A 24,692-nucleotide genomic window follows, 5' to 3' on the forward strand; every position below is an offset into this window, starting at 1 on the left:
GCCCCCGTCCGGACCCGCTCAGACGCCCGAAAGTAACACTCGGGCGTGTCGGGTCAGGCGCTGTCGCGGACGACCAGCGTCGTCGGGAGCGTGATCGGCTCGGGTGCCGCGCCGGCGATGACCTCCAGGAGCGTCGACACCATCTCGCTGCTCAGGCGCTCCCAGGGCTGGCGCATCGTCGTGAGCGCGGGCTCATGCGTCGCGGCGAGACCGGAGTCGTCGAATCCCGCGACTGCGATGTCCTCCGGCACCCGCAGGCCCGCCTTGCGCAGCGTCGCGATCGCGCCGGCGGCCATCATGTCGCTGGCGGCGAAGACCGCGTCGATGTCACGCGTGCGCTCCAGCAGGCGCGCCATCGCGAGGGCGCCGGACTCCTGGCTGTAGTCGCCCTCCTCGACGAGGACGGGATCGAAGCCATCACCCATCTCCTCCTCGAACCCGACGAGGCGGAACTTGCCGCCCGGCGTGTCGTGGGGGCCGGCGATCATCGCGATGCGGCGGTGTCCGCGACCGCGGAGGTACCGCGTCATCTCGCGGGCCGAGGCGACCTCGTCGACCGAGACCGTCGGCACCTGAGCCTCATGACCGAGCGGGATGCCGCAGCACACGGTGGGCACGCCGGCCTCCAGCAGCTCGTCGACGAGCGGATCGGATTCGTGCGACGAGATGAGCAGCACGCCGTCGACGTGACCGGCGCTCACGAAGTGCGCGACGTTGGCGCGCTCCGCCGGCGTGCCCGCGACCAGCAGCACGAGCGTCATGGAGCGCTGCGCGAGAGCCTCGGCCGCGCCGCGCAGGAGGAGCGCGAACGTCGGGTCCTGGAAGAGCAGGTGCTGCGGCTCGGTGAGCAGGAACGCGAGCGATCCCGCCCGCCCGGTGGCGAGGCTCCGTGCCGCGTGATTCGCGGTGTACCCGGTGCGCCGGATGGCCTCCTCGACGGCCACGCGGGCGTCGGGCGACACCCAGTGCCCGCCGTTGATCACCCGCGACACGGTGCCGCGCGAGACGCCCGCGACCGCCGCGACATCACGGATCGTCGGTTTGCGTCGCACGGACGTCGTCTCCTCCACGACGAGCGACTCTACCCCCGTGACGGGGCGAATCGCGCGCAGACACGATGTCGACTGTGACCGGTCACAGTTCCGTAACGGTTCCGGGGAGGAGCCTGCGCCGAGGCATCCGTCCGGGTAAGACTGTGACCGGTCCCAGCCACCGCCGCGACCGAACCGCACCGCAGTACGACCCTGCACCGACCCGATGGAGCGTCCATGACCTCGCCCGACCGCTGGCCCGAGATCCGGGGCATCGCCTACGGAGGCGACTACACCCCCGAGCAGTGGCCGCGAGAGGTGTGGCGCGAGGATGTGGCCCTCATGCGCGAGGCCGGCGTCAACCTGGTCAGCGTCGGAATCTTCGCCTGGGCCCTCATCGAGACCAGCGAGGGGATCTTCGACTTCGCGTGGCTCGACGAGCTGATCGAGCTGCTGCACGAGAACGGCATCTCGGTCGACCTCGGCACGCCCACCGCTTCTCCCCCGGCGTGGTTCTTCGCGGAGCACCCCGACGCCCGCGTGGTCTCGCGCGACGGCGTCACGATGGGCTTCGGCGCGCGCGGCATGGCCTCGCACGCGTCGCCCGCCTACCGCGAGGCGATCGTGCGCATCGCCTCGGCGCTCGCCGAACGCTACGGCTCGCACCCCGCGGTCGTCATGTGGCACGTCCACAACGAGTACGGCGTGCCGGTCGGCGAGGACTACTCCGCGCAATCGGTGCGCGCCTTCCGCGGCTGGCTCCGCGAGAAGTACGGCACGCTCGACGCGCTCAACGCCGCGTGGGGCACCACGTTCTGGGGTCAGCGCTACGGCGAGTGGGACCACATCGGCGCCCCCACGGCGGCCCCCTCCGTCGTCAACCCCGCGCAGCGTCTGGACTTCGCCCGCTTCACCGACGCCCAGCTGCGCGCCTGCTTCGTCGCGGAGCGCGACGCGATCCGCGCCCACGCGACGCAGCCCATCACCACGAATTTCATGGCGAACCAGAGCTGGACGACCGACCTGTGGGCGTGGGCCCGCGACGTCGACATCGTGTCGGACGACCACTACCTGTGGGCGGCGGATCCCGAGGGCGAGATCGGCCTCGCGATCGCGGCCGACCTCTCCCGTTCGGTCGGCGGCGGCACGCCGTGGATCCTCATGGAGCACTCCACGTCGGCGGTCAACTGGCAGCCGCGCAACGTCGCCAAGCGACCGGGTGAGATGGCCCGCAACTCGCTGACGCATCTCGCGCGCGGCGCCGACGCGATCCTCTTCTTCCAGTGGCGCGCGTCACGCTCGGGCGCCGAGAAGTTCCACTCGGCGATGATCCCGCACGCCGGCACCTCCTCGCGCGTCTGGCGCGAGGTCGTCGAGCTCGGCGACGCGCTCGGATGCCTCGAGGAGGTGCGCGGCTCCCGGGTCGCGGCGGACGTCGCCGTCCTGTGGGACTTCGAGTCGTTCTGGGCACAGGACCTCGAGTGGCGCCCGTCGGTCGACGTGTCGCACGCCGACCAGATCCGCGCGTTCTACGAGCGGCTGTGGCGCGACGGCATCACCGTGGACTTCGCCCTGCCCGGCCAGGATCTCTCGGCGTACAAGCTCGTGGTCGCCCCGGCGCAGTACCTGCTGAGCGCCGCCGACGCCGCGAACCTCACCCGCTACGTCGAGGCCGGCGGCACGCTCGTCGTCTCGTTCTTCTCGGCCATCGTCGACGAGAACGACGCCGTGCACCCGGGCGGCTTCGTCGCACCGCTGCGCGACGCGCTCGGCGTCGTCGTGGAGGAGTTCCTGCCGCTCCGCGAGGGCGCGCGCCACACGGTCGGATGGACCGGCTCGACCGCGGAGACGCTCGTCGCGGACGCATGGCAGGAGGACCTCGTCCTGCACGGTGCCGACGTGAAGGCGACGTACGTCGACGGCCCGGGCGCCGGCAAGGCCGCGATCACGCGTCACGCGCACGGCACCGGCCACGGCTGGTACATCAGCACGCGATTGGATGCCGCGAGCCTCGGCACCGTCATGTCCGACGTGTACGCCGACGCCGGCGTCGCCCCCTCGGGCCACCCCGAAGGCCTCGAGGTCGTCGTCCGCCGCGGCGACGACGCGGACTACGCGATCGCGATCAACCACCGAGACGACGACGCCTCCCTCGCGGCATCCGGTGTCGAGCTCCTCACCGGCGCGGACGTCGACGGCGAGTTCGTCGTGCCCGCCGGCGGCATCGCGGTCGTCCGCACGCCGCACACCCCCTGACCCACCCGAACCCTGCAACACACACCACATCACCGAAAGGGAAACCATGCGAAAGCAGATCGCACTCGGAGCGCTGGCGCTCACGGCAGCGGTCGTCCTCGCCGGCTGCGCCGGCGGAGGCTCGTCCGACAACTCCGACGACGCGGCCGACAGCAGCGCCGAGCTCGTCGTCTGGACCGACGAGGAGCGCCAGACGGCGGTCAAGGACGCGGCCAAGGCCTTCGAGGAGGAGACCGGCGCCACCGTCAAGATCGTCAAGAAGAACTTCGAGGACCTCCGCAACGACTTCATCGCGCAGGTGCCGACCGGCGAGGGCCCCGATATCACCGTCGGCGCGCACGACTGGCTGGGCGCGCTCGTCGCGGCCGGTGTCGTCGACACGATCGACCTCGGCGACAAGGCGTCGGAGTTCGAGCCCGTCGCCCTCGAGGCCATGACCTACGACGGCCAGCTGTACGCGCTCCCCTACTCGCTCGAGACGATCGCGCTCGTGCAGAACGTCGACCTCGTGGGCGCTGAGGCCCCCGCGTCCTGGGACGACATGATCCAGAAGGGGCTGGCGTCCGGCGCCGAGCGTCCGTTCGTCATCAACACCGCCGGCGAGACCGGTGACGGCTACACGATGTACGGCTTCCAGACGTCGTTCGGCGCCCCCGTCTTCGTCCAGGACGCGTCGGGCTCGTACACGACCGAGGTCGGCATGGGCGGCGCCGCGGGCGAGGCCTTCGCGTCGTGGCTCGGCGCGAACGGCACCTCGGGCACCGGCTACATCTCGACCACCGTCGACTATGACATCAACAACGAGCTGTTCAACAGCGGCAAGGCGCCCTACACGATCCAGGGTCCGTGGGCGATCAGCGCCTACACCGACGTGAAGAACATCGCGGTGAACCCCATCCCCTCGGCGGGTGGCGAGACGGCCGCTCCGTTCGTGGGCGTGCAGGGCTTCTACCTCAGCTCGCAGTCGAAGAACGCGCTGCTCGCGCAGGAGTTCCTCGTGAACTACCTCGGCACCGAGGAGGCGCAGCGCGCCCTCTACGAGGCCGACCCGCGCATCCCGGCGTGGTCGACGCTGGCGACCGAGGTCTCGTCCGACCCGATCATCGCGGGCTTCCTCGCGTCCGCGCAGAACGGCGTCCCGATGCCGAGCATCCCCGAGATGGGCTCGGTGTGGGACCTCTGGAACGCCGCTCAGTCGCAGATCATCAGCGGCGCCGACCCCGTGTCGACGTGGAACACGATGGTCGCCGACGTCCAGGCCGCGGTCGAGGGCTGATCCCGGCCGGCTGAACCCCGGTCACCGACACGGTGGCCGACATGCTCCGGGAGGCGGGTGAGTGCCTCTCCCCGCCTCCCGGATCCCAACCCCCTTCCCGGATCGACCCCGTCGGTCCCCCTCACGCCCGGCGATGAGGCCCCGTGACAGGAGCAGACGCATGACGGTGGACGCCCCCACCCTCCCCCAGGCGCCGGCGGAGACGCCGCCCCGCGAATCGCACGCCCGCCGCTGGCGCGGCCCCGGCTGGGGCTTCCTGGCGAAGCTCGCCTTGATGGCCCTCGTCAACGCCTTCGGCGTGATGACGCTGCTGAGCGCATTCCGCGTCGAGTCGTGGGTCGTGTTCTCCGCGACGCTCGTGCTGCTCCTCGCCGCCGACGTCGTCTACTTCACCCAGCGCGCACTGCCGCTCAAGTACCTGCTGCCGGGCCTCGCGTTCCTGCTCGTCTTCCAGGTCTTCATCTTCGGCTACACCGCCTACATCGCCTTCACCAACTACGGCACGGGTCACGCCGGCACCCAGGAGCAGGCGGTCGAGGCCGCGCTCATCCAGGGCGAGCGTCGCATCGAGGACTCCGCCACCTATCCGCTCTCGGTCGTCGAGCGCGTCGGCGAGGTCGGCTTCGCGATCGTCGACGAGAACGGCGACGTGCTCGTCGGCTCCGCCGAGCAGCCTCTCGAGGAGGCCCGCGGCGCCGAGGTCGGCGGCGCCGGCTCCCCCACGGAGGTCCCGGGCTGGGAGGTCGTGCCGCGCGCCACGGTCATCACCGACGCCGCCCTGCAGGAGCAGATCGCGAGCCTGCGCGTGCCGGTCTCCGAAGACCCCAACGACGGCTCGATCCGCACGCGTGACGGCTCTTCGGGCGCAGTCTACGAATCGACGCTGGTATGGGATGCCGAAGCCCAGACCATCACCGACACCACCACCGGCACCGTCTACACCGCGAACGACAAGGGACTGTTCGTCGCCGAGGACGGCTCAGCGCTGCCGACCGGCTGGTACGTCAACGTCGGGTTCGAGAACTTCGTCCGGCTGTTCACCGACCCCGCGCTCGCGCAGACCCTGCTGTCCGTCACCGTCTGGACGTTCGTCTTCGCGACGCTGTCCGTCGTGCTGCCGTTCGCACTCGGGCTCCTGCTCGCGCTCATCTACAACGACGCGCGCCTCAAGGGCCGCCGGTTCCTGAGGACGCTGTACATCCTCCCGTACGCGTTCCCCGCGTTCATGTCGGCGCTGCTGTTCCGCGGCATGTTCAACGCCGAGTTCGGCGTGATCAACGACCTGTTCTTCTTCGGCGCGAACATCAACTGGCTCGGGGACCCATGGCTCGCCCGCGCGGCGGTCGTCTGGGTGAACCTGTGGCTCACGTACCCGTACTACTTCCTCGTGTGCACCGGCGCGCTGCAGGCGCTCCCGCAGGACACCCTCGAGGCGGCATCCCTCGACGGCGCCGGCCGCTCCCGGCAGCTGCGCTCGATCATCCTGCCGCTCGTGCTCGTGGCCACCGCACCCCTGCTGATCTCGTCGTTCGCGTTCAGCTTCAACAACTTCACCGTCATCTACATGTTCAACAACGGCGGCCCGGCGATCCCCGGTGCCCCGTATGCGCTCGGGGCCACCGACATCCTCATCTCCGCCATCTACGACATCTCCGGGGTGTCGGGCGGCGCGGCGGACTACGGCCTCGCGAGCGCCCTGTCGATCCTCGTGTTCGCCGTCGTCGGGGGCATCTCGGCGATCGCGTTCCGTCAGACCCGCAAGCTCGAGGAGTTCCAGTGATGTCCACCGCCACCGATGTCGCCACGGGACCGACCACCCGCACCCCCGGCGCGCCGCGCGACCGCCGCTCCGCACGCCGACGCCGCTGGCTGCTCGACGTCGGCTGGAAGTACCTGCTCGCCGTCGTCGTGATCTTCTACGCGATCTTCCCGCTCGTGTACGTGCTGTCGGCGTCGCTGAACCCGAACGGCACGCTCGCCGCGAGCAACGCGCTGTTCAGCGTCATCGACCTGTCGAACTACGCCGCCCTCGGCGAGACGAGCTTCTGGACGTGGGCGGGCAACACCCTCCTCATCGGCGGCATCGCCTCGGTCGGCGCCGTGCTGATGGGTGCCGCCGCCGCGTACGCGTTCTCGCGCTTCCGATTCTCGGGCCGCCGTGCGGGGCTCACCGGACTCCTCATCATCCAGATGTTCCCGCAGGCGCTCGCGTTCGTCGCGATCTTCCTCATGCTGCTGGGACTCGGCGAGGTCGTGCCGGCTCTCGGCCTCAACTCCAAGATCGCGCTCATCTGCGTGTACCTCGGCGGCGCGCTCGGCGTGAACACGTTCCTCATGTACGGCTTCTTCAACACCGTGCCGATCGAGATCGACGAGTCCGCCAAGATCGACGGCGCCTCGCACGCCCAGATCTTCTGGCGGCTGATCTTCCCGCTCGTGACGCCGATCCTCGCGGTCGTCGCGCTGCTGGCGTTCATCGCGGCGTTCGGCGACTACATCATCGCCAAGATCGTGCTCGTCTCGGAGGAGAACTGGACCCTCGCGGTCGGCATGTACCAGTGGGTCTCGAACCAGCTCGCCTCCAACTGGGGTCTGTTCGCCGCCGGTGCGGTGATCGCCGCGATCCCCGTGCTCGTCCTGTTCCTGTCGCTGCAGCGCTACATCGTCGGCGGCCTCACCGCGGGGTCCGTCAAGGGCTGAGCCTCAGCCCGCCCCCTTGATCAACGTCGATCGGAGAACCCACGTGTCCCACCACCCTCGATCCGCGCGCCTCGCGGCGGTCGCGGCATCCCTCGCCCTGGTCATCACCGGGCTCGCGGCGGCACCCGCCGCCGCAGACGACGGCCCCGTCGAGGCCGGCATCACCGTCCCCAAGGTGGAGAACCTTCCGGCGGACTTCATCAGCGGTGTCGACGTGTCGTCGGCGATCGCGCTCGAGGAGTCCGGCGTCGTCTTCCGCGACGCAGCCGGGCAGCCCGCCGATCTGTTCGACGTCCTCGCCGACGCCGGCGTCACCGATGTCCGCGTGCGCGTGTGGAACGATCCGTTCGACGCCGACGGCAACGGCTACGGCGGCGGTGACAACGATGTGGCGCACGCCGTCGAGATCGGGAAGCGGGCGACGGATGCCGGACTCGGCGTGCTCGTCGACTTCCACTACTCCGACTTCTGGGCCGACCCCGCGAAGCAGCAGGCTCCGAAGGCCTGGGCGTCGATGCCCGTGGCTCAGAAGGCCGTCGCCGTGGCCGACTTCACGACGGACGCCCTCGAGGAGCTCAGGACCGCGGGCGTCGACGTGCAGATGGTGCAGGTCGGCAACGAGACCAACAACGCGGTCGCCGGCGTCAGCGGGTGGGACGGCATGGCGCAGATCTTCTCCGCCGGATCGGCGGCGGTGCGCGCGGTGTTCCCCGGTGCCCTCGTCGCGGTGCACTTCACGAACCCCGAGTCCAGCGGGCGCTACGCCGGCTACGCGGCGAACCTCGCGTCGCGCGGCGTCGACTACGACGTGTTCGCCTCGAGCTACTACCCGTACTGGCACGGCTCCGTCACGAACCTCACGGCGGTGCTGAAGAACGTCGCCGACACCTACGGCAAGAAGGTCATGGTTGCCGAGACCTCGTGGGCGTACACGCTCGAGGACGGCGACGGCCACGGCAACGTCATCGACCTGCCCACGGAGGCCACGCAGTACCCGGTCAGCGTGCAGGGGCAGGCGGATGCCGTCCGCGACGTGATCCAGGCGGTCGCGAACGTCGGCTCCGCCGGCATCGGCGTCTTCTACTGGGAGCCCGCATGGCTGCCCGTCGGGCCGCCGTCCGCCCTCGAGACGAACAAGGCGCTGTGGGAGTCGCACGGCTCGGGCTGGGCCTCGAGCTACGCCGGCGAGTACGACCCCGACGACGCCGGCCAGTGGTACGGCGGCTCCGCGTGGGACAACCAGGCGCTGTTCGCGCACGACGGCACACCGCTGGAGTCGCTCAACGTCTTCGCCTACGCGCGCACCGGCGCCGTCGCGCCGCGCGAGGTCACCGCAGTCGGACCGGTGAACCTGGCGGTCGCCGAGGGCGATGCGGTCGTCCTTCCCGCCACCGTGACCGTGTCGTACAACGACGGCTCGTCCGAGACGCAGCCGGTCACGTGGTCCAACGCCGCGACCTGGATCGACGGCCCCGGCGTATACACGATCTCCGGCATCACCACATCGGGGCTCGCGGCGACGGCCACGGTCGTGGTGGCACAGAAGAACCTGCTGCGCAGCCCCGGGTTCGAAGGCGACAACAGCGCGTGGACGAAGACCGGCACGGGCCTCACCGTCGGCGCGTGGGACGACCCGCGCACCGGGGAGCGCTCCGCGCACTTCTGGGCGGCGAACGCGTACTCCTTCACCCTGTCGCAGCGCGTGGACGGCGTCCCCGCCGGATCGTACATCGTGCGCGGCGCACTGCAGGGCGACGGAGAGGATGCCGCGAGCAGCGTGCGCCTGAGCGTCTCGAGCGCGTCGGGCGAGGCATCCATCCCCTTCTCGTTGGACGGGTGGCGCAACTGGTCGGTGCCGGCCACCGCACCGATCGACGTCCCCGCGGGGGGCAGTGTCACCGTCACCGTCACCGCGGCCCTCTCGGGCGGCGCGTGGGGCACGATCGACGACGTCGAGCTCGTGCGCGCCACGCCGACCGGTGTCGACACCACCGCCCTCGCCGTGGCACTCACGGAGGCCGAGGGCATCGATCTGTCCGCGCACACGCCCGCGACGGCGGCCGTGCTGCAGGCGGCGATCGAGCGCGCGCGGATCGTGCTGTCGGCGGATGCCCCGTCCCGCAGCGCCGTGGACGGCGCGACGACCGCCCTGGCCGACGCCGTCGACGGGCTCGTGGTGCTCGACGCGGCGGGCAGGGCTCCGGGACGCGGCGTGCTGTCGCACGACAACGGCTGGGACACCGGCCTCAAGGACGGTGCGTACACCGTGCGCATGAACCTGTGGTGGGGCGAGAACGCGACGAAGCTGCGCGTGTTCGAGAACGGGAAGCGCATCGCCACGGTGGCACTCGCCTACGGCGGCTCCGGCGCGCAGTCGGCCGAGATCCCGGTCACGGGGAGGAAGAACGGCGTCTACGTCTACACCGGCGAGCTCGTGAACTCGCAGGGCACCACCGCGCTGCAGCCCGTCACCGTCACGGTCACCGACGCGTCCCCCGCGAAGCCCGTGCTGAGCCATGACAACAAGGACGCCGACGGCACCTACACCCTGACCGCCGACCTGTGGTGGGGCACGAACGCGACGACCTACCGCTTCTACGAGGGCGACACCCTCGTCGGCGAGGGTGCGCTCGTCGCGGCGACGCCGGGCGCGCAGCGCGCAACGCTTTCGGTCACCGGCGCCACGCGTGGCACGCACACCTACCGCGCGGTCTTCGCGAACGACGCCGGCGCGACCACGAGCAAGGACCTCGCGGTCACCGTGCGCAAATAGCGCCGGTCACGCGGCGATAACAGCTGCAGAACATCCCGGATGCCGGGGGTCGCGCCAGACCCCGGCATCCGGTATGTTCCCCTCAGTCGATGATCCGTGCGCTCTCGCGGGTCTCGACGGGAGGCTGTGGGGGCCTCGGCGCCTGGCGACGGCCCTTTTTCCTGGGGAGGAAAACGCCATGTCGCGTGCTCGTGTCATCTCGCTGGTCGGAATCGGAGCGCTCGTCGGCGCTCTGCTGGTGCCGTTGGCCGGGGCGGGGGCGGCCTCGGCCGCCACCCTGCAGCCATCGGGCCTGGAGACCGGATTCCAACTCGACGGCGACAAGGCGGGAGGCGCGCCGCCGAGCACGTTCGACTGGGACTCGTTCCTGACGACCCCGGTGCCCGACGGCAGCTACACCTTCACTCCGACCGGGCCGTACACCACCGCCGCAGGGCTGTCGTCGACCGGCATCCTCGACGCCACGTTCGCATGGGACAACGGCACGCTCGCCGACGCGTGTCCTTCGACCGCGCAGGATGCGACGGGCTCGCCCGGATCGCAGACGCCCGACACCATTCCCTGGGCGCCTGGCGGGGCCAATGTGAACGACAAGGGCAACATGTGCAGCACGGGCTCGGCGTACGAGGTCGTCGTGGACGCCCAGGGGGCCCGCCACGCGATCCTCTACTCGTACTGGACCCGCCTCGTCGGCAACGGCAGCCTGAGCCTGCTGCAGAACCTCGAAGGTCCCGCCGCCGGCCGCTGCGACGACGTGCTGGTGGTGTTCGACTACGAGTCCAACCTCGGCACCGTGACGGTGCACTTCCGTCGCTGGACACCGAACGCGAACGACGGCTGCGCCAACCCGAACGGGGCAGGCCAGTGGCTGCCCACCGGGCAGGCGGTCGACTTCGCGTGGGCCGTGGGCGTCCGGACCGAGGGGCCTCTGCCCGTCGGCAACCAGCCGCAGGCGACCTTCGGCGAGTTCGCGGTCGACCTCACCACGGCCGGACTGTTCAACCCGGATGCCTGCACCACATTCGAGGTGTCGACCGAGCTCTCGCGCACCGGATCCGACTTCGGCGCGCAGACGCAGGACTACCTCGATGCGGCAGATCCGCTCGTCCTCTCGAACTGCGGTTCGCTGAGCGTCACCAAGGACGTCGTGCCCGCCGGCTACGACTCCGACGACCGATTCGACTACCTCGTGGATCGCGCCGGCGGCGGCATCGTGCTGCCCGAGACGGGCGCGACGCAGATCGCCGACGATCTGGGCATCGGCGAGACCGACACGTTCCAGAACGTGCTGGGCGCTACCGACTACCGGCTCTCGGAGACGGTCGCCGACCCGTGGCAGCAGCAGTCGGCCGTCTGCACGACCACGCAGCCGGGCACTGGCGAGCCCGTGGAGTTCGTGCTGGCGAATCCGACCGACCCGTTCACCGTCTTCCCGAACACGCAGACCGACTGCGTCATCACCAACGCCACGTCGACCGTGACGGTGACGAAGCAGACGCTGCCCGACGGGTCGCCGCAGCAGTTCTCGTTCGACGTCGGCGGCAATGCGGCGACCCTGAGCGACGGGCAGAGCGCGACGTTCGCCTTCGCCCCAGGATCCGAGGTCGACATCAGCGAGGTCGTCCCCGACGGCTGGATGAGCGAGCCCGCCATCGAGTGCAGCGACGGCGGCGCGCAGATCGATCCCGCCGCGGCGTCGGCGACAGTCGCCACGGTCGCCGGGCAGGACGTCTCGTGCACGTTCACGAACACCCAGCTGGGCAGCATCGTCATCAGCAAAGAGGCCATCGGGACGCCGGACGACACGGAGTTCACCTTCCAGGGCACCTGGCCGACGGGCACGCCCGACGGGATCTTCACGATCAACACCGAGGTCGGCGACGGCACGAACTACTCGCGGACCTTCACCGGGATCACGCCGGGAACGTACTCAGTCGACGAGATCGGCGATCGGCACGGCACGCTGCTCGGTTCGCTCATCTGCACCATCGGTGGTGTCGACACGGTCTTCACCGACACGACCGAGGCGGAGTTCGAGCTCGCGCCCGGTGACACCGTGACCTGCTACTACGTCAATGTCACGCCGGGTCAGATCCTGGTCGTCAAGGAGACCGACCCGTTCGAGTACGACCAGGACTTCCCGTTCCAGTTCGGCCCGACGGACGGCGGCGTGACCGACACCTTCGACCTGAACCCGCTGCCGGGCCAAGCGACGTGGAGCCTCCAGAACCTCGAAGCGGGTTCGTACGACATCACCGAGATCCTCGCCGAGCTGCCCGACTGGGCGCCGACGAACATCACGTGCGACGTCTCGGGCGACGGCAGCTGGACGAGCGACCTCGAGACGCTCACGGCCACGGTGAACCTGCCCGACGCGGGCGTCGCGCAGTGCGTGTTCCACAACACCGCCGCGCCGGTCTCGCTCGACCTGTCGAAGACCGCCACCGGCGTGACCGACGGCTTCGGCTGGTCGTTCGACTTCGAGCTGACCGATACCGGAACCGGCGGAGTGCGCAACATCACGGTGTCGTCGGATGACCCCGAGATCAGCCTCACCGACCTCGTTCCCGGTGTCGACTACAGCCTCCGCGAGGTCACCCGGAGCGGGTGGACCGGAACCCTCACCTGCGACGTGGAAGACACCGTCGGCACGACCGCGGACGGCTGGCAGTTCACCCTGCCGCCGGGAGGGGCGATCTCGTGCACGGCCGAGAACACGGCGGCGCCGGCATCCGTCTCCGTCACGAAGACCGTCACCGGCGTGACGAGCGACTACGAGTGGTCGTTCCCGTTCGCGCTCACGCCGTCGGAGGGCGTGACGCCGGAAGGCGGCGAGCAGTCGATCGCGGGCACCGGCGAGGGCTCGGAGACGGCGACCTGGACGGGCCTCCTCGCGGGAGAGACGTACACGATCACCGAGCTCCCGGTCCCGGGCTGGGTGCAGGGGACGCTGACCTGCGCCGGGTTCGAGGGCGACATGGACGACGACCCCGCCTCGTTCACCTTCAGGGCGGAACCGGGCGCCGAGATCAGCTGCGAGATCGAGAACTCGCCGGAGCCGATCGACATCACGATCGACAAGACCGCGATCGGCGGCGACGCGACGTTCCAGTGGGTGCTCACCCCGATCGACCCGGTCGGTGAGGCGATCGTGTCGTCGGTCGTGACCGAGAACGGCGAGGGCACGGCGACGTTCGCCGGTCTCACCCCGCGCGGCCTCTACTCGCTGGCCGAGCGCGACCTTCCCGGCTGGATCGAGGGCGAGATGGTGTGCACCGTCACGCACGCCGACGGCGAGACCGAGGCCCTCGACATCACCGGGTTCCGGGTCGAGCCCGGCGATCACATCGGCTGCGACGTCGAGAACGTCGCCGTCGGCCGCATCGTCATCGTCAAGAACGTCGAGGGCCCCGATGCCGTGTTCCACTTCACCGGCATGTGGCTCGACCCCGTGGACTTCTCGATCGAGACCTCCGAGGGCACCGGGTCGGCGACCTTCGAGGATGTCACGCCCGGGGAGTACGAGGTCACCGAGGTCGCGCCGGACGGCTACGACAACACCGACCTCGTCTGCGTCGACGGCGACCCGGAGGGCGGCACGTCGACCGCGGAGGAGCTCGTCGGATCCATCGTGCTCGACCCGGGCGAGACCGTGGTGTGCACCTTCACCAACACGGAGTGGGGCTCGCTCATCGTCGACAAGACGACGCTGCCCGCCGGCTCGGCTCAGGAGTTCGACTTCGAGTGGGGTCCCGACGGCGAGGCGTTCACGCTGACCGACGAGGCCGACCCGTACTCGACGGGGCTGATCGCCCCCGGCTCGTACACCGTCACCGAGACGAGCGAGCTCGAGCGCTGGCTGCTCGACGACATCGAGTGCGTCGGATCCGACCGCGAGCCGTTGATCGAGGGGACGGCCGTATCGGTCGAGGTCCCGCTCCAGGGTGCCGTGTACTGCACGTTCGTGAACGCGTATCTGGCGCCTCTCGACATCGAGAAGACCGTCACCTCGGGTCCGACGAAGCACGCGGACGGCTCGTTCGCGATCGCCTACTCGGTGACCGTCACGAACCCGGGTGCACTCACCGACACCTATGACATCGACGACAAGCTCCGCTTCGGCACCGGCATCACCGTCGTCTCGGCGAGCGTGTCGTCGGTCGAGGGTCTTCCGGTCAACGCCGGATGGGACGGCCTCACCGATCTGCGGATCGCCACGGGCGTCACGATCGACGCGGGCGTGACGCACACCTACGACATCAAGGCCACCGCGCGGGTGTCGTCGACGATCACCACCGATCAGGCGGACTGCACGACCGGCTCCGACACGGAGGGCACCGGTCTCCTCAACGCGGCGACGGTGCTCTTCACGGATGGGGAGGCCACCGCGACGACCTGTGCGCCGGTGCCGGCGGTCCTCCCGCCGACGGGTGTGACCCTGACCGCGCTGTGGGTGGGACTCACGATGCTCGCAGGCGGCGTGATGCTGTTCGTGATCCGCCGGCGGCGCTACCCGCGGACGGAGAGCGCGGCCTGATAGAGCTCGCGGCTGGAGTGTCCGGTGAGTCCGGACACTTCGGCCGCGGCCTCTTTCAGGCGCGTGCCGCCGCGGACGAGCTCGAGCACCTGCGTGACCGCATCGGCGAACGCGACGCCGCGCGCGGGCGCTCCCTCCACGACGATCACGAGCTCGCCGCGGACACCGCCCTCGGCCCACGAGGCGAGCTCGGCGAGGGTGCCGCGCGCGACCTCCTCGTGCAGCTTCGTCAGCTCGCGGCAGACCGCGCCGCGCCGATCGTCGCCGAACGCGGCCGCCATGTCGGCGAGCGTCGCGGCGACGCGCGACGGCGCCTCGAAGAAGACCATCGTGCGCGGCTCGGTGCTCAACGCGCGGAACGCCGCCCCGCGCTCCCCCGCCTTGCGGGCCACGAAGCCCTCGAACGTGAAGCGGTCGGTCGGCAGCCCTGAGACCGCGAGCGCCGTCACGACCGCGCTCGGCCCGGGGATCGCCGTGACGTCGACACCGGCCGCCGCAGCCGCCGCGACGAGGCCGTAGCCGGGATCGCTCACGGTGGGCATGCCCGCATCGCTCAGCACGAGCACGTCCTGCTCGCGCGCGAGCTCTACGAGCTCGGGCGCCCGCTCCTTCTCGTTGTGATCGTGCAGCGCGATCAGCCGCGGGCGGTTCGCGATGCCGAGTGCGGCCAGCAGGCGCTGGGTCGTGCGGGTGTCCTCGGCGGCGACGATCGTCGCTTCCTCGAGGGCCTCGACGAGCCGGCGGGACGCGTCCCCGAGGTTTCCGATCGGGGTCGCCGCGAGGATGATCACCCCCTCAGCCTAAACTTGACCGGGTGACGGATGCCCCGCGGCTCGAGGCCGACCAGCCCGCCGCGCCGCTCCTCCCCCCGGCACGACCGAGCCTGTACGACCGCTTCGCCCGCCGGCTGAGCGAGGACGAGCGCGCTCGGCGGCTGTATCGGTGGCTCGGTCCTGCGATCGTCCTGGTGATCGCCGCGGTCCTGCGGCTGTGGAACCTCGCCGCGGCGCACGACCTCATGAACCAGTTCGACGAGACGTATTACGTCAAGGACGCCTGGACGCTGCTCAACCTCGGGTACGAGGCATCCTGGCCCGCGGGCGCCAACGAGAGCTTCCTCTCGGGCGATGTGAACGTGTTCACGACCAATCCGTCGTTCGTCGTGCATCCGCCGCTCGGCAAGTGGATCATCGCGCTCGGCATGGCGGTTCTCGGCCCCGACTCGGGCTGGGGCTGGCGCATCACGACGGCGCTCCTCGGCATCGCGTCGGTGCTGCTGCTCATGCTCATCGCGAAGCGCCTCACCCGCTCGACCACGTTCGCCGTCGTGGCAGGCCTCCTGATGGCGGTCGACGGCCTCGCCATCTCGATGAGCCGCATCGCGCTGCTCGACACGTCGCTGACGTTCTTCGTGCTGCTCGCCTTCCTGTTCGTGCTGCGTGATCGCGAGCGCACGATGACGCGCATCGCCCAGACCGTCGCGGCCCGCTACGAGGGTGACACGCCACCCTCCTGGGGACCCGTCCTGTGGAACCGGCCCTGGATCATCGCCGCGGGCGCCGCGCTCGGGGCGGCCAGCGCCGTGAAGTGGTCGGGCGCGTGGGTGCTCGCGGGCCTGGGCGTGTACCTCGTCGTCACGGACGCGCTGGCCCGACGCCGCGCGGGCGTGCTGTTCTGGCCGACGGATGCTGTGCGCCAGGGTTTCGCGACGTTCGTGCTGTTCGTCCCGGTCGCCCTCGTCGTCTACGTCGCGTCGTGGTCGGGATGGCTGTTCAGCTCAGGAGGCTACGACCGCCAGTCCGGGAGCAACCCGCTCCAGAGCCTCTGGATCTATCACGTCGCGATGTACAAGTCGACGGCCGGCATCACGTCGGGGCACTCCTACGCGAGCCCCGCATGGCAGTGGCCGCTGCTGTGGCGTCCCACCGGCGTGTACTACCACCACGACGCGATGGGCGTGAACGGCTGCACCGCGCCGAGCGGCTGCGTGGACGTGATCTCGACGATGCCCAACCCGCTGATCTGGTACGCCGGCGTGGCCGCCGTGCTGTACCTCGCGTACCGCTTCGTGGTGGCGCGCGACTGGCGCTACGCCCTCGTGCTCACCGGTGTCGCCGTCACCTACGTGCCGTGGCTGTTCCTGCCCGAGCGCACGATCTTCCAGTTCTACACGGTACTGATCCTGCCGTTCATGCTGCTCGCACTCACCTTCGCCCTGAAGGACATCGCCGGTCCCCCCTCGGCCGACTCGTACCGCCGGCTCACGGGTCAGCGACTCGTGCTGGTCTTCCTCGTCGTCGCGCTCGCACTGTCGGCGTTCTGGTACCCGATCATCTCCGCGATGACCGTCCCCTACGACTTCTGGCACCTGCACATGTGGATCAACAGCTGGGTGTGAGCCGCGCTCAGGTCTGCAGGTCGGCCACCTCGGTCACCGGCAGCCGGCACGCGAAGTCCCGGCAGTCGTACGCGGTCGGGCGTCCGTCGCGCTGTCCCTTCTCGGCGAACAGCTCGAATCCCGCTTCTGCCCACGAGAGCAACTGCTCAGGCGACACGATGGGAACGACATCGGCACGGATGCTGCGCGCCGCCGTCGCGAGCGCGGCTCGGGCGTCGTCCGTGACGACGACGACCTGCCGGGGCGGCCCGGCGAGGCCGGCGGCGACCCGCAGGAGCGCGCCGTACGCGAGCGGCTGGGCGAGGGCCGCGGGCGCGTGGACCGCGACGAGCCACTCGGCGATCGACCGATAGCGGTCTCCCGCGCCCAGCACCCAGAGCGCCGCGGCGGCGGCCGCGAGAGACGCGGCCCCGGACGGCTCATCGGCGTCGGAAGCGGCATCCGGTGCGCCGATCCCCTGCCGGGACAGCACCGGGTCTCCCCCGCCGGGCACGGCGACACGGTGCTCCTCATCGACGCAGGCGTCGATCAGCTCCCGCGCCCGCACGGCGTAGGCGACCTCCCCCGTGGCGACGGCGAGGGCGATGAGCCCTGCGGCGAGCTGGCCGTGGTCGGCGAGCGTCGCGTGCGCGCGGGACGGCACCTCGTCGAGGGAGGCGCGCAGCAGCCGGCCGTCCGCGGTGACGTTGACCTCGAGCACGGCGTCCGCCGCCCAGCGCGCCGACTCGATCCACGACGGCTCGTCCAGCCGCACCCCGGCTCGCGCGAGGGCTGAGATCGCGAGGCCGTTCCAGCCGCTCACCACCTTGCCGTCGACGGCCGGGGGCTCGAGCGCGCCGCGATCGGCCGCATCGCGTGCGTAGTAGCCGCCTTCGCTGCGGGCACCGCCGATCCACGATTCCGAGTCCTGCGCTGCGCCGAAGCCGCCGCCCGGCTGCTGCATCACATCGCGCAGGAACCCGGCGATGCCGCGAGCGACGTCGTCGCGCGGCGGAACCGCGTCCATCGCGACCTCGAGCAGCTGGGCGTTGTCGGTCAGCATCCGCTCGTAGTGCGGCACCGTCCAGTCGGGCCGGGTCGCGTAGCGGAAGAATCCGCCCTCGACCGCATCGCGCAGCGGCGAGGCGGCCATCGCGTTGAGGGCACGATCGGCGACGGCGGATGCCTCGGGCGCGTGCCGGCGGACGATCCCTGTCTGCAGGAACCGGAGCGCCGTGGCGACAGGGAACTTCGGGGCGCCGGCGGCGGGCTCACCGAACCCGCCGTGCCGCGGATCCTCTCGGCCGGCGAGCGCGCGTGCGGCGACGGTCAGGTCATCGGCGGAGGGCGGCGGCGCTTCCGAGGCAGGCGTGGAGTCGCGGACCTCCGCGAGAGCACCGGCGACGGCATCCGCCGTCTCGTCGATCTGGTCGCGTCGCTCGGTCCACGCCTCGTGCACCGCGGCGAGCACCTGCCGGAACGCCGGGATGCCGGCGCGCGGCTGCGGCGGGAAGTAGGTGCCGGCGTAGAACGGCCGGCCCTCGGGCGTCGCGAACACGGTCAGCGGCCAGCCGAGGCTCGGCGAGAACGCCGAGGCGGCGGCCATGTAGGCGGCGTCGACCTCGGGGTGCTCCTCGCGGTCGACCTTGATCGACACGAAGCCGGCGTCGAGCTCGGCGGCGGTCGTCTCGTCCTCGAACGACTCCCGCGCCATCACATGGCACCAATGGCACGTCGAGTAGCCGATCGACACCATGACCGGTACGTCCCGGCGTCGTGCCTCGGCGAACGCCTCCTCGCCCCACGGAAACCACGCGACCGGATTGCCCGCGTGGGCTCTCAGGTACGGGCTCGTCGCTTCCGCGAGGCGAGGGTTCACGGCATCCGCTCCCGCTCGCGAGCGGTCAGTTGACCTCGTCGGGGTGCGCGCTGACGCGCCCCGTGCCGTCGCCCGGCTCCATCGCGTCGATGGCGGCGATCTCGTCGGCGGTGAGCTCGAAGTCGAACACGTCGAGGTTCTCCTCGAGGCGCTCGCGGCGCACCGACTTCGGGAAGACGATGAAGCCCTTCTGCAGGTGCCAGCGCAGCACGGCCTGGGCCGGCGTCTTGCCGTGCGCCTCCGCGGCCGCGGCGACCGGGGCCGCGCCGAACAGGTCGTACTTGCCCTGTCCGAGGGGTCCCCACGACTCGATCTTCACGTCGTGGGCGGCGGCCCAGTCCGTGATGTCGCGCTGCTGGTGGGCGGGGTGCAGTTCGATCTGGTTGACGGCCGGGACCACTCCGGTGGCCGACACGATCTTCTCGAGGTGCGCCACGAGGTGGTTCGAGACGCCGATGCTGCGGGTGAGGCCGGCGTCGCGCAGCTCGATGAGCTTCTCCCACGCGTGCAGGTAGTTGTCCTGGGCGGGCGTCGGCCAGTGCACGAGGTACAGGTCGACCTGCTCGAGTCCGAGCTTGGCGAGGCTCTCCGCGATCGCGGCGTCGGGCTCGTCGCCGTCGTGGCGGTCGTTCCAGAGCTTCGTGGTGATGAACAGCTCGTCGCGCGCGATGCCGCTCGCCGCGATGGCCGCGCCCACGCCCTCTTCGTTGCCGTAGATCGCGGCGGTGTCGATGTGGCGGTAGCCGACCTCGAGCGCCTCGGTGACGGCCCGCTCGGTGTCCGCCGGCGGCACCTTGAAGACGCCGTAGCCGAGCTGAGGGATCGTGTTGCCGTCGTTGAGGGTCACGCTGGGGACTGTCATGGTTCCCAGCCTAGGCGCGCGGATGCGGCGGCGGACGGGTCGATCCGGCGATCGGCCGGAAGGGATACGATCGAAGGCTATGTCCGCGCCCGAACCCGTCATCTCGTATCCGCCGGAGCTCCCCGTCAGCGCCGCGCGCGACGAGATCGCGCGCGCCGTCCGCGACCACCAGGTCGTGATCGTCGCGGGCGCGACCGGGTCGGGCAAGACCACGCAGCTGCCGAAGATCGCGCTCGAGCTCGGGCGGACGCGGATCGCGCACACACAGCCCCGCCGCATCGCGGCGCGCACCATCGCCGAGCGCATCGCCGAAGAGCTGCAGGTGCCGCTCGGCTCGACGGTCGGATACAAGGTGCGCTTCACCGACAAGGTGTCGGAGGACACGCGCATCGCGCTGATGACCGACGGCATCCTCCTCAACGAGATCCACCGTGACCGACTGCTGCGCCGGTACGACATGGTCATCGTCGACGAGGCGCACGAACGCTCGCTCAACGTCGACTTCCTCCTGGGCTATCTGCGGCGCATCCTGCCCAAGCGCCCCGATCTCAAGGTCGTCATCACGAGCGCGACGATCGACCCCGAGAGCTTCGCGAAGCACTTCGCGAAGCCCGACGGCACGCCGGCGCCGATCATCGAGGTGTCGGGCCGCACGTATCCGGTCGAGATCCGGTACCGCCCCCCGGCGCGTCCGGCCAAGGGCGAAGAGGAGTCCGACGACGTCGACGGCATCACCTCCGCCCTCCGCGAGCTCGACCGCGAGGCGTCCGGCGATGTGCTCGTGTTCCTCCCCGGCGAGGCCGAGATCCGCGACGCCGCGGACGCCGTCCGCGGGATGTACGCGAAGGATGCCGCGCCCACCGAGGTGCTCCCCCTCTACGGGCGCCTGTCCGCAGCCGAGCAGCACCGCGTGTTCGAGCGGTCGCAGGTGGCCGGCATCCGTCGCCGTGTCATCCTGGCGACGAACGTCGCCGAGACGAGCCTCACGGTGCCCGGCATCCGGTACGTCGTCGACACCGGCACGGCGCGCATCTCGCGATACAGCAACCGCAGCAAGGTGCAGCGTCTGCCGATCGAGGCGGTGTCGCAGGCGTCCGCGCAGCAGCGGTCGGGGCGCGCGGGCCGCACCAGCGACGGCATCGCGATCCGGCTGTACTCCGAGGAGGACTTCGGCACACGACCCGAGTTCACCGAGCCGGAGATCCTGCGCACGAGTCTCGCCTCGGTCATCCTGCAGATGCTCTCGCTCGGCTTCGGCGACATCTCATCGTTCCCGTTCCTCACTCCCCCGGACTCGCGGGGCGTCAAGGCCGCCCTCGATCTCCTCGTCGAGCTCGGCGCCGTCAAGGCCGGTCGCGACCACCCGACGCTCACGGACCTCGGCCGCGAGATCTCGCGCCTGCCGATCGACCCGCGGTTCGCGCGCATGATCGTCGAGGCGCGCCGCACCGGTGTGCTGCGCGACGTGCTGGCGATCGTCGCGGGGATGTCGATCCAGGATGTGCGCGAGCGGCCCGAAGACCGTCGCGAGGAGGCCGACCGCCTGCACGCGCGGTTCACCGACCCCTCGAGCGACTTCCTGAGCCTGCTCAACCTGTGGAACCACCTGCAGGAGAAGCAGGCAGAGCTGGGCTCGAGCGCGTTCCGGCGCCTGTGCCGCGCGGAGCACCTCAACTACGTGCGGGTGCGCGAGTGGGCCGACGTGCACCGTCAGCTCAGCGCGCTCGTGAACGCCCCGCGCCCTTCGACACGCTCAGGGACCGGGAACGCCGGCACCGCCGACCCTGACGAGCTCCACAAGGCGATCCTGTCGGGGCTGCTCTCGCACCTCGGGATCCTCGACGAGCGCACCACGTCGACCGCCGCGCGGGGCCGCACCGGCTCCGACCGCGCGGAACAGCGGCGCGGCGCCGAATACCTGGGTTCGCGGGGTACCCGGTTCGCGATCTTCCCGGGCTCCGGGCTCAAGAAGAAGCGCCCGACCGCGGTCATGGCCGCCGAGGTCGTCGAGACGAGCCGCCTGTTCGCGCGCACCGTCGCCGCGATCGACCCGGCCTGGGCAGAGCCCCTCGCGGGCGACCTCGCCAAGCGCTCGCTGAGCGAGCCTCACTGGTCCAAGGCGTCGGGCGCGGCATCCGCCTACGAGAAGGTCACGCTCTTCGGCCTCGAGATCGTGCCGAAGCGCCGGGTGCAGCTCGCGCGGTTCGACCGGCCGTTCGCGCGCGAGCTGTTCGTGCGCCATGCGCTCGTCGAGGGCGAGTGGGACTCGTCGCACCTCGACAAGAAGCTCACGGCGTTCGAGCGCCGCAACCTCGAGCTGCGCCGGCGCCTCGAGAAGATCGAGGAGCGCGAGCGCCGCCGCGACATCCTCGTGGGCGACGAGGCGGTGTTCCGCTTCTACGACGCCCGCCTTCCCCGCGACGTGTTCGACGCACGCTCCTTCGAGGCCTGGTGGAAGGATGCCTCGGCCCGCACGCCGCGCCTGCTCGACATGACGGAGGCCGACCTCGTCGACGAGGCGTCGCGCGGCGACGAGCGCGACTTCCCGGCGCGCTGGACGCAGGGCGACCAGGTGCTCTCGCTGGCTTACCGGTTCGAGCCCGGCGCCGCCGACGACGGCGTGACCGCCGTCGTTCCGCTGGCCCTCCTCGCGCAGCTGCGCCCCGACGGCTTCGACTGGCAGGTGCCGGGGATGCGGGACGAGCTCATCACGGCGCTGCTGCGCTCGCTGCCCAAGTCCATCCGCCGTCACGTCGTCCCCGCCGCGGACTGGGCGGCGACCTTCGCCGCCGACCTCGCCGGGCAGGGTCCCGAGGCTCACGACGGTGTTCCGCCGATGCCGCTCCGAGACGCGCTCGCTGCGCGCATCCAACGCGTCGCGAGCCAGCCCGTGAGCGCCTCCGACTTCGAGATGGAGCGGGTGCCCGGGCACCTGCAGGTGTCGTTCCGGGCCGTCGACGAGCGCGGGCGAGCGGTGGGCTCCGACCGCGACCTGGCCGCGCTGCAGGCGCGGCTGGCCGACCGCGCCCGCACATCCGTGTCCCGTTCGCTCACCGCGACGAACCCGGCGAACGGGCGCGGCGACCGCGCCGCCAAGGGCCCCGCGGCCCGCCTCGCGGCAACGCCCGGCGGCGCCTCGCGGCCCGAGTCGACCTTCACCGAGCGCACCGGCCTCACCGACTGGACGTTCGGAGACCTGCCCGACGTCGTCGACACGAAGGTCGCCGGCGGCGTCGTGCGCGGCTATCCCGCGATCGTCGACGAAGGCACCTCGGTCGCCCTCCGGATCGAGACGACCCCCGAGGCCGCGGCCCGCGCGACCCGGGCCGGCGTCCGGCGCCTCGTGCTCCTGTCGGTCGCGTCGCCGTCGGCCTATGTGCTCGAGCACCTGACGTCCGCCGAGAAGCTCGCGCTCGCGGCATCCCCGTATCCGTCCGCGAAGGCGCTCATCGAGGACGCCCGCGTCGCGGTGGCGGACGCCGTCATCGCACGCACCGCTCCCGACGCCGTCGTACGCACCCGTGCCGGATTCGAGGCGGTGCGCGCCGCACTCTCGGGCGCGGTCGTCGACGAGCTGTTCCAGACGGTGTCGCTGACCGCCCGCATCCTCACGGCCGCGCGCGACGTGGAGCGCGCGATGCGCGACGCGAACTCGCTGACGCTCCTCGGCGCACTGAACGACATCAAGGGGCAGCTGGCGGGTCTGGTGTTCCCGGGCTTCGTGTCGCGCACCGGCACCGCCCGGCTGGCGCAGCTCCCCCGCTACCTGCGCGGCGCGCTGGATCGCGTGCGGGCACTCGCCGACAACCCGGGCCGCGACCGCCAGCGGATGACCGAGTTCGAACGCGCCACGACCGTGTTCGCCGAGGCCGGCGGCGTGATCCCGCCGGCGGATGACGCCCCGTTGCCGCTCGTGCACGCCCGGTGGCTCCTCGAGGAGTACCGTGTGAGCCTGTTCGCGCAGTCCCTCGGCACGGCCGAGCCCGTGTCGCTGCAGCGGATACAGAAGGCCCTCAGGGAATAGCCGTCTCGACTACAGGAGTTGCCCCCGTCATGACCACTGCGATCGCGTACACCGAGTTCGGGGGCCCTGAGGTCCTGCATGAGATCCCCGTTCCCGAGCCGGTGCCGGACGCAGGGCAGCTCGCGATCCGCGTCACGGCCGCCGGCGTCAACCCGATCGACGGCAAACTCCGCTCCGGTCGTCGGCCATCGGGCGAGATCACCGCGCCGCGCCGGGTCGGCGGCGACGGCGCGGGTGTCGTGACCAGCGTCGGCGAAGGGGTCGACGGGTTCCGCGTCGGCGATCCAGTGGTGTTCGCCGGGGCGTCGGGAGCGTACGCGACGGATGTCGCGGTGACCGCCGCCCACGTCTTCCCCCGGCCCCCGCAGGTGAGCGCGGCCGAGGGCGCCGCGCTCGGCATCCCGATCGGCACGGCGTACCAGACGCTCCGCTCCCTCGCGGTCGGCAGCGCAGACACCCTGCTCGTGCACGGCGGCTCGGGTGCCGTCGGGCAGGCGCTCATCCAGTTCGCCGTGCTGTGGGGAGCGACCGTCGTCGCCACGTCGTCCGAAGGCCGATTCGACCGCGTCCGCGAGCTCGGCGCCCTCCCGGTGGCCTACGGCGAGGGGCTCGCCGACCGCGTCCGCGCAGCCGCTCCGCAGGGTGTGACCGTCGCGATCGACGCCGCCGGCACCGACGAGGCCCTCCAGACCTCTCTCGAGCTCGTCGCCGACCGGCAGCGGATCGCGACGCTCGTACGAGGACGGGATGCCGCGGGCCTCGGTATCCGCGCCTTCTCGGGCGGCTCGCCCGAGCCGCTCACCGCGCAGCAGCAGGTCTGGCGCACCGAGGCGGTGCCCGTGGCGCTCGCGCTCATGGCCGCCCGGAGCTTCTCGGTCGAGCTCGGCCCGTCCTTCGCGCTCGCCGACGCCGCCGAGGCGCATCGCGCGATCGAATCCGGCGTCCCCGGCAAAATCACGCTCGTGCCGTGACCCGGC

13 protein-coding genes are annotated in these 24,692 nt (G+C 71.0%); 9 read left to right on the forward strand and 4 right to left on the reverse strand.

Annotated elements, in window-relative coordinates:
- Nucleotides 1-53: 53 nt before the first annotated feature.
- Nucleotides 54-1,070: a LacI family DNA-binding transcriptional regulator gene (locus tag ACLBXX_RS11735; protein ID WP_447658153.1), complete on the reverse strand. Its 1,017-nt coding sequence runs from the start codon at nt 1,068-1,070 to the stop codon at nt 54-56.
- A 198-nt stretch (nt 1,071-1,268) separates the two neighbouring features.
- Here ACLBXX_RS11735 and ACLBXX_RS11740 point away from each other — a divergent pair, with 198 nt between their 5' ends.
- From ACLBXX_RS11740 to ACLBXX_RS11765, 6 genes are all read left to right on the forward strand, one after another.
- Entirely contained in the window at nt 1,269-3,287 is a 2,019-nt protein-coding gene (locus tag ACLBXX_RS11740) for a beta-galactosidase (protein ID WP_447658154.1), read from the forward strand.
- A gap of 46 nt (nt 3,288-3,333) precedes the next feature.
- Nucleotides 3,334-4,563 (forward strand): sugar ABC transporter substrate-binding protein, encoded by a 1,230-nt coding sequence (locus ACLBXX_RS11745; RefSeq protein ID WP_447658155.1) that lies wholly within the window; start codon nt 3,334-3,336, stop codon nt 4,561-4,563.
- Between the two features lie 160 nt (nt 4,564-4,723).
- A complete protein-coding gene (locus tag ACLBXX_RS11750; protein WP_447658156.1) occupies nt 4,724-6,343 on the forward strand; it encodes an ABC transporter permease subunit in 1,620 nt (539 codons plus the stop codon).
- Nucleotides 6,343-7,263 carry a sugar ABC transporter permease gene (locus ACLBXX_RS11755; protein WP_447658157.1) on the forward strand — a complete coding sequence of 307 codons (921 nt, stop codon included), beginning with the start codon at nt 6,343-6,345 and terminating at the stop codon, nt 7,261-7,263. Before ACLBXX_RS11750 ends, ACLBXX_RS11755 begins: the two co-directional genes overlap by 1 nt.
- A 43-nt stretch (nt 7,264-7,306) precedes the next feature.
- On the forward strand, nt 7,307-10,036 hold the full coding sequence (locus ACLBXX_RS11760) for a glycosyl hydrolase 53 family protein (protein ID WP_447658158.1): 2,730 nt from the start codon (nt 7,307-7,309) through the stop codon (nt 10,034-10,036).
- A gap of 178 nt (nt 10,037-10,214) precedes the next feature.
- A complete protein-coding gene (locus ACLBXX_RS11765; protein ID WP_447658159.1) occupies nt 10,215-14,573 on the forward strand; it encodes a prealbumin-like fold domain-containing protein in 4,359 nt (1,452 codons plus the stop codon).
- Here the strand turns inward: ACLBXX_RS11765 and rsmI are convergent.
- Nucleotides 14,546-15,364 carry a 16S rRNA (cytidine(1402)-2'-O)-methyltransferase gene (gene rsmI / locus ACLBXX_RS11770; protein ID WP_447658160.1) on the reverse strand — a complete coding sequence of 273 codons (819 nt, stop codon included), beginning with the start codon at nt 15,362-15,364 and terminating at the stop codon, nt 14,546-14,548. The genes ACLBXX_RS11765 and rsmI overlap by 28 nt on opposite strands.
- A 23-nt stretch (nt 15,365-15,387) precedes the next feature.
- On the opposite strand from rsmI, the gene ACLBXX_RS11775 reads away from it, so the two are divergent.
- A complete protein-coding gene (locus tag ACLBXX_RS11775; protein WP_447658161.1) occupies nt 15,388-16,971 on the forward strand; it encodes a dolichyl-phosphate-mannose--protein mannosyltransferase in 1,584 nt (527 codons plus the stop codon).
- Nucleotides 16,972-16,978: 7 nt separating this feature from the next.
- On the opposite strand, the gene ACLBXX_RS11780 is transcribed toward ACLBXX_RS11775, so the two are convergent.
- On the reverse strand, nt 16,979-18,829 hold the full coding sequence (locus ACLBXX_RS11780) for a thioredoxin domain-containing protein (RefSeq protein WP_447658162.1): 1,851 nt from the start codon (nt 18,827-18,829) through the stop codon (nt 16,979-16,981).
- 25 nt (nt 18,830-18,854) lie between these two features.
- Nucleotides 18,855-19,691, reverse strand: coding sequence for an aldo/keto reductase (locus ACLBXX_RS11785; RefSeq protein ID WP_447658163.1), 837 nt, complete (start codon nt 19,689-19,691; stop codon nt 18,855-18,857).
- Between the two features lie 79 nt (nt 19,692-19,770).
- Here ACLBXX_RS11785 and hrpA point away from each other — a divergent pair, with 79 nt between their 5' ends.
- Nucleotides 19,771-23,715, forward strand: a complete 3,945-nt coding sequence (gene hrpA / locus ACLBXX_RS11790; protein ID WP_447658164.1) for an ATP-dependent RNA helicase HrpA — start codon at nt 19,771-19,773, stop codon at nt 23,713-23,715.
- 29 nt (nt 23,716-23,744) lie between these two features.
- Nucleotides 23,745-24,686: a quinone oxidoreductase family protein gene (locus ACLBXX_RS11795; protein ID WP_447658165.1), complete on the forward strand. Its 942-nt coding sequence runs from the start codon at nt 23,745-23,747 to the stop codon at nt 24,684-24,686.
- Nucleotides 24,687-24,692: the final 6 nt, after the last annotated feature.

The sequence above is a fragment of the Microbacterium sp. C23T genome, assembly GCF_053345975.1.

What these genes read in the sequence shown, in the direction of transcription:
- ACLBXX_RS11740 (WP_447658154.1), top strand. Translation starts at nt 1,269, where the DNA reads ATGACCTCGCCCGACCGCTGGCCCGAGATCCGGGGCATCGCCTACGGA.
- ACLBXX_RS11745 (WP_447658155.1), top strand. Translation starts at nt 3,334, where the DNA reads ATGCGAAAGCAGATCGCACTCGGAGCGCTGGCGCTCACGGCAGCGGTC.
- ACLBXX_RS11750 (WP_447658156.1), top strand. Translation starts at nt 4,724, where the DNA reads ATGACGGTGGACGCCCCCACCCTCCCCCAGGCGCCGGCGGAGACGCCG.
- ACLBXX_RS11755 (WP_447658157.1), top strand. Translation starts at nt 6,343, where the DNA reads ATGTCCACCGCCACCGATGTCGCCACGGGACCGACCACCCGCACCCCC.
- ACLBXX_RS11765 (WP_447658159.1), top strand. Translation starts at nt 10,215, where the DNA reads ATGTCGCGTGCTCGTGTCATCTCGCTGGTCGGAATCGGAGCGCTCGTC.
- ACLBXX_RS11785 (WP_447658163.1), bottom strand. Translation starts at nt 19,691, where the DNA reads ATGACAGTCCCCAGCGTGACCCTCAACGACGGCAACACGATCCCTCAG.
- hrpA (WP_447658164.1), top strand. Translation starts at nt 19,771, where the DNA reads ATGTCCGCGCCCGAACCCGTCATCTCGTATCCGCCGGAGCTCCCCGTC.
- ACLBXX_RS11795 (WP_447658165.1), top strand. Translation starts at nt 23,745, where the DNA reads ATGACCACTGCGATCGCGTACACCGAGTTCGGGGGCCCTGAGGTCCTG.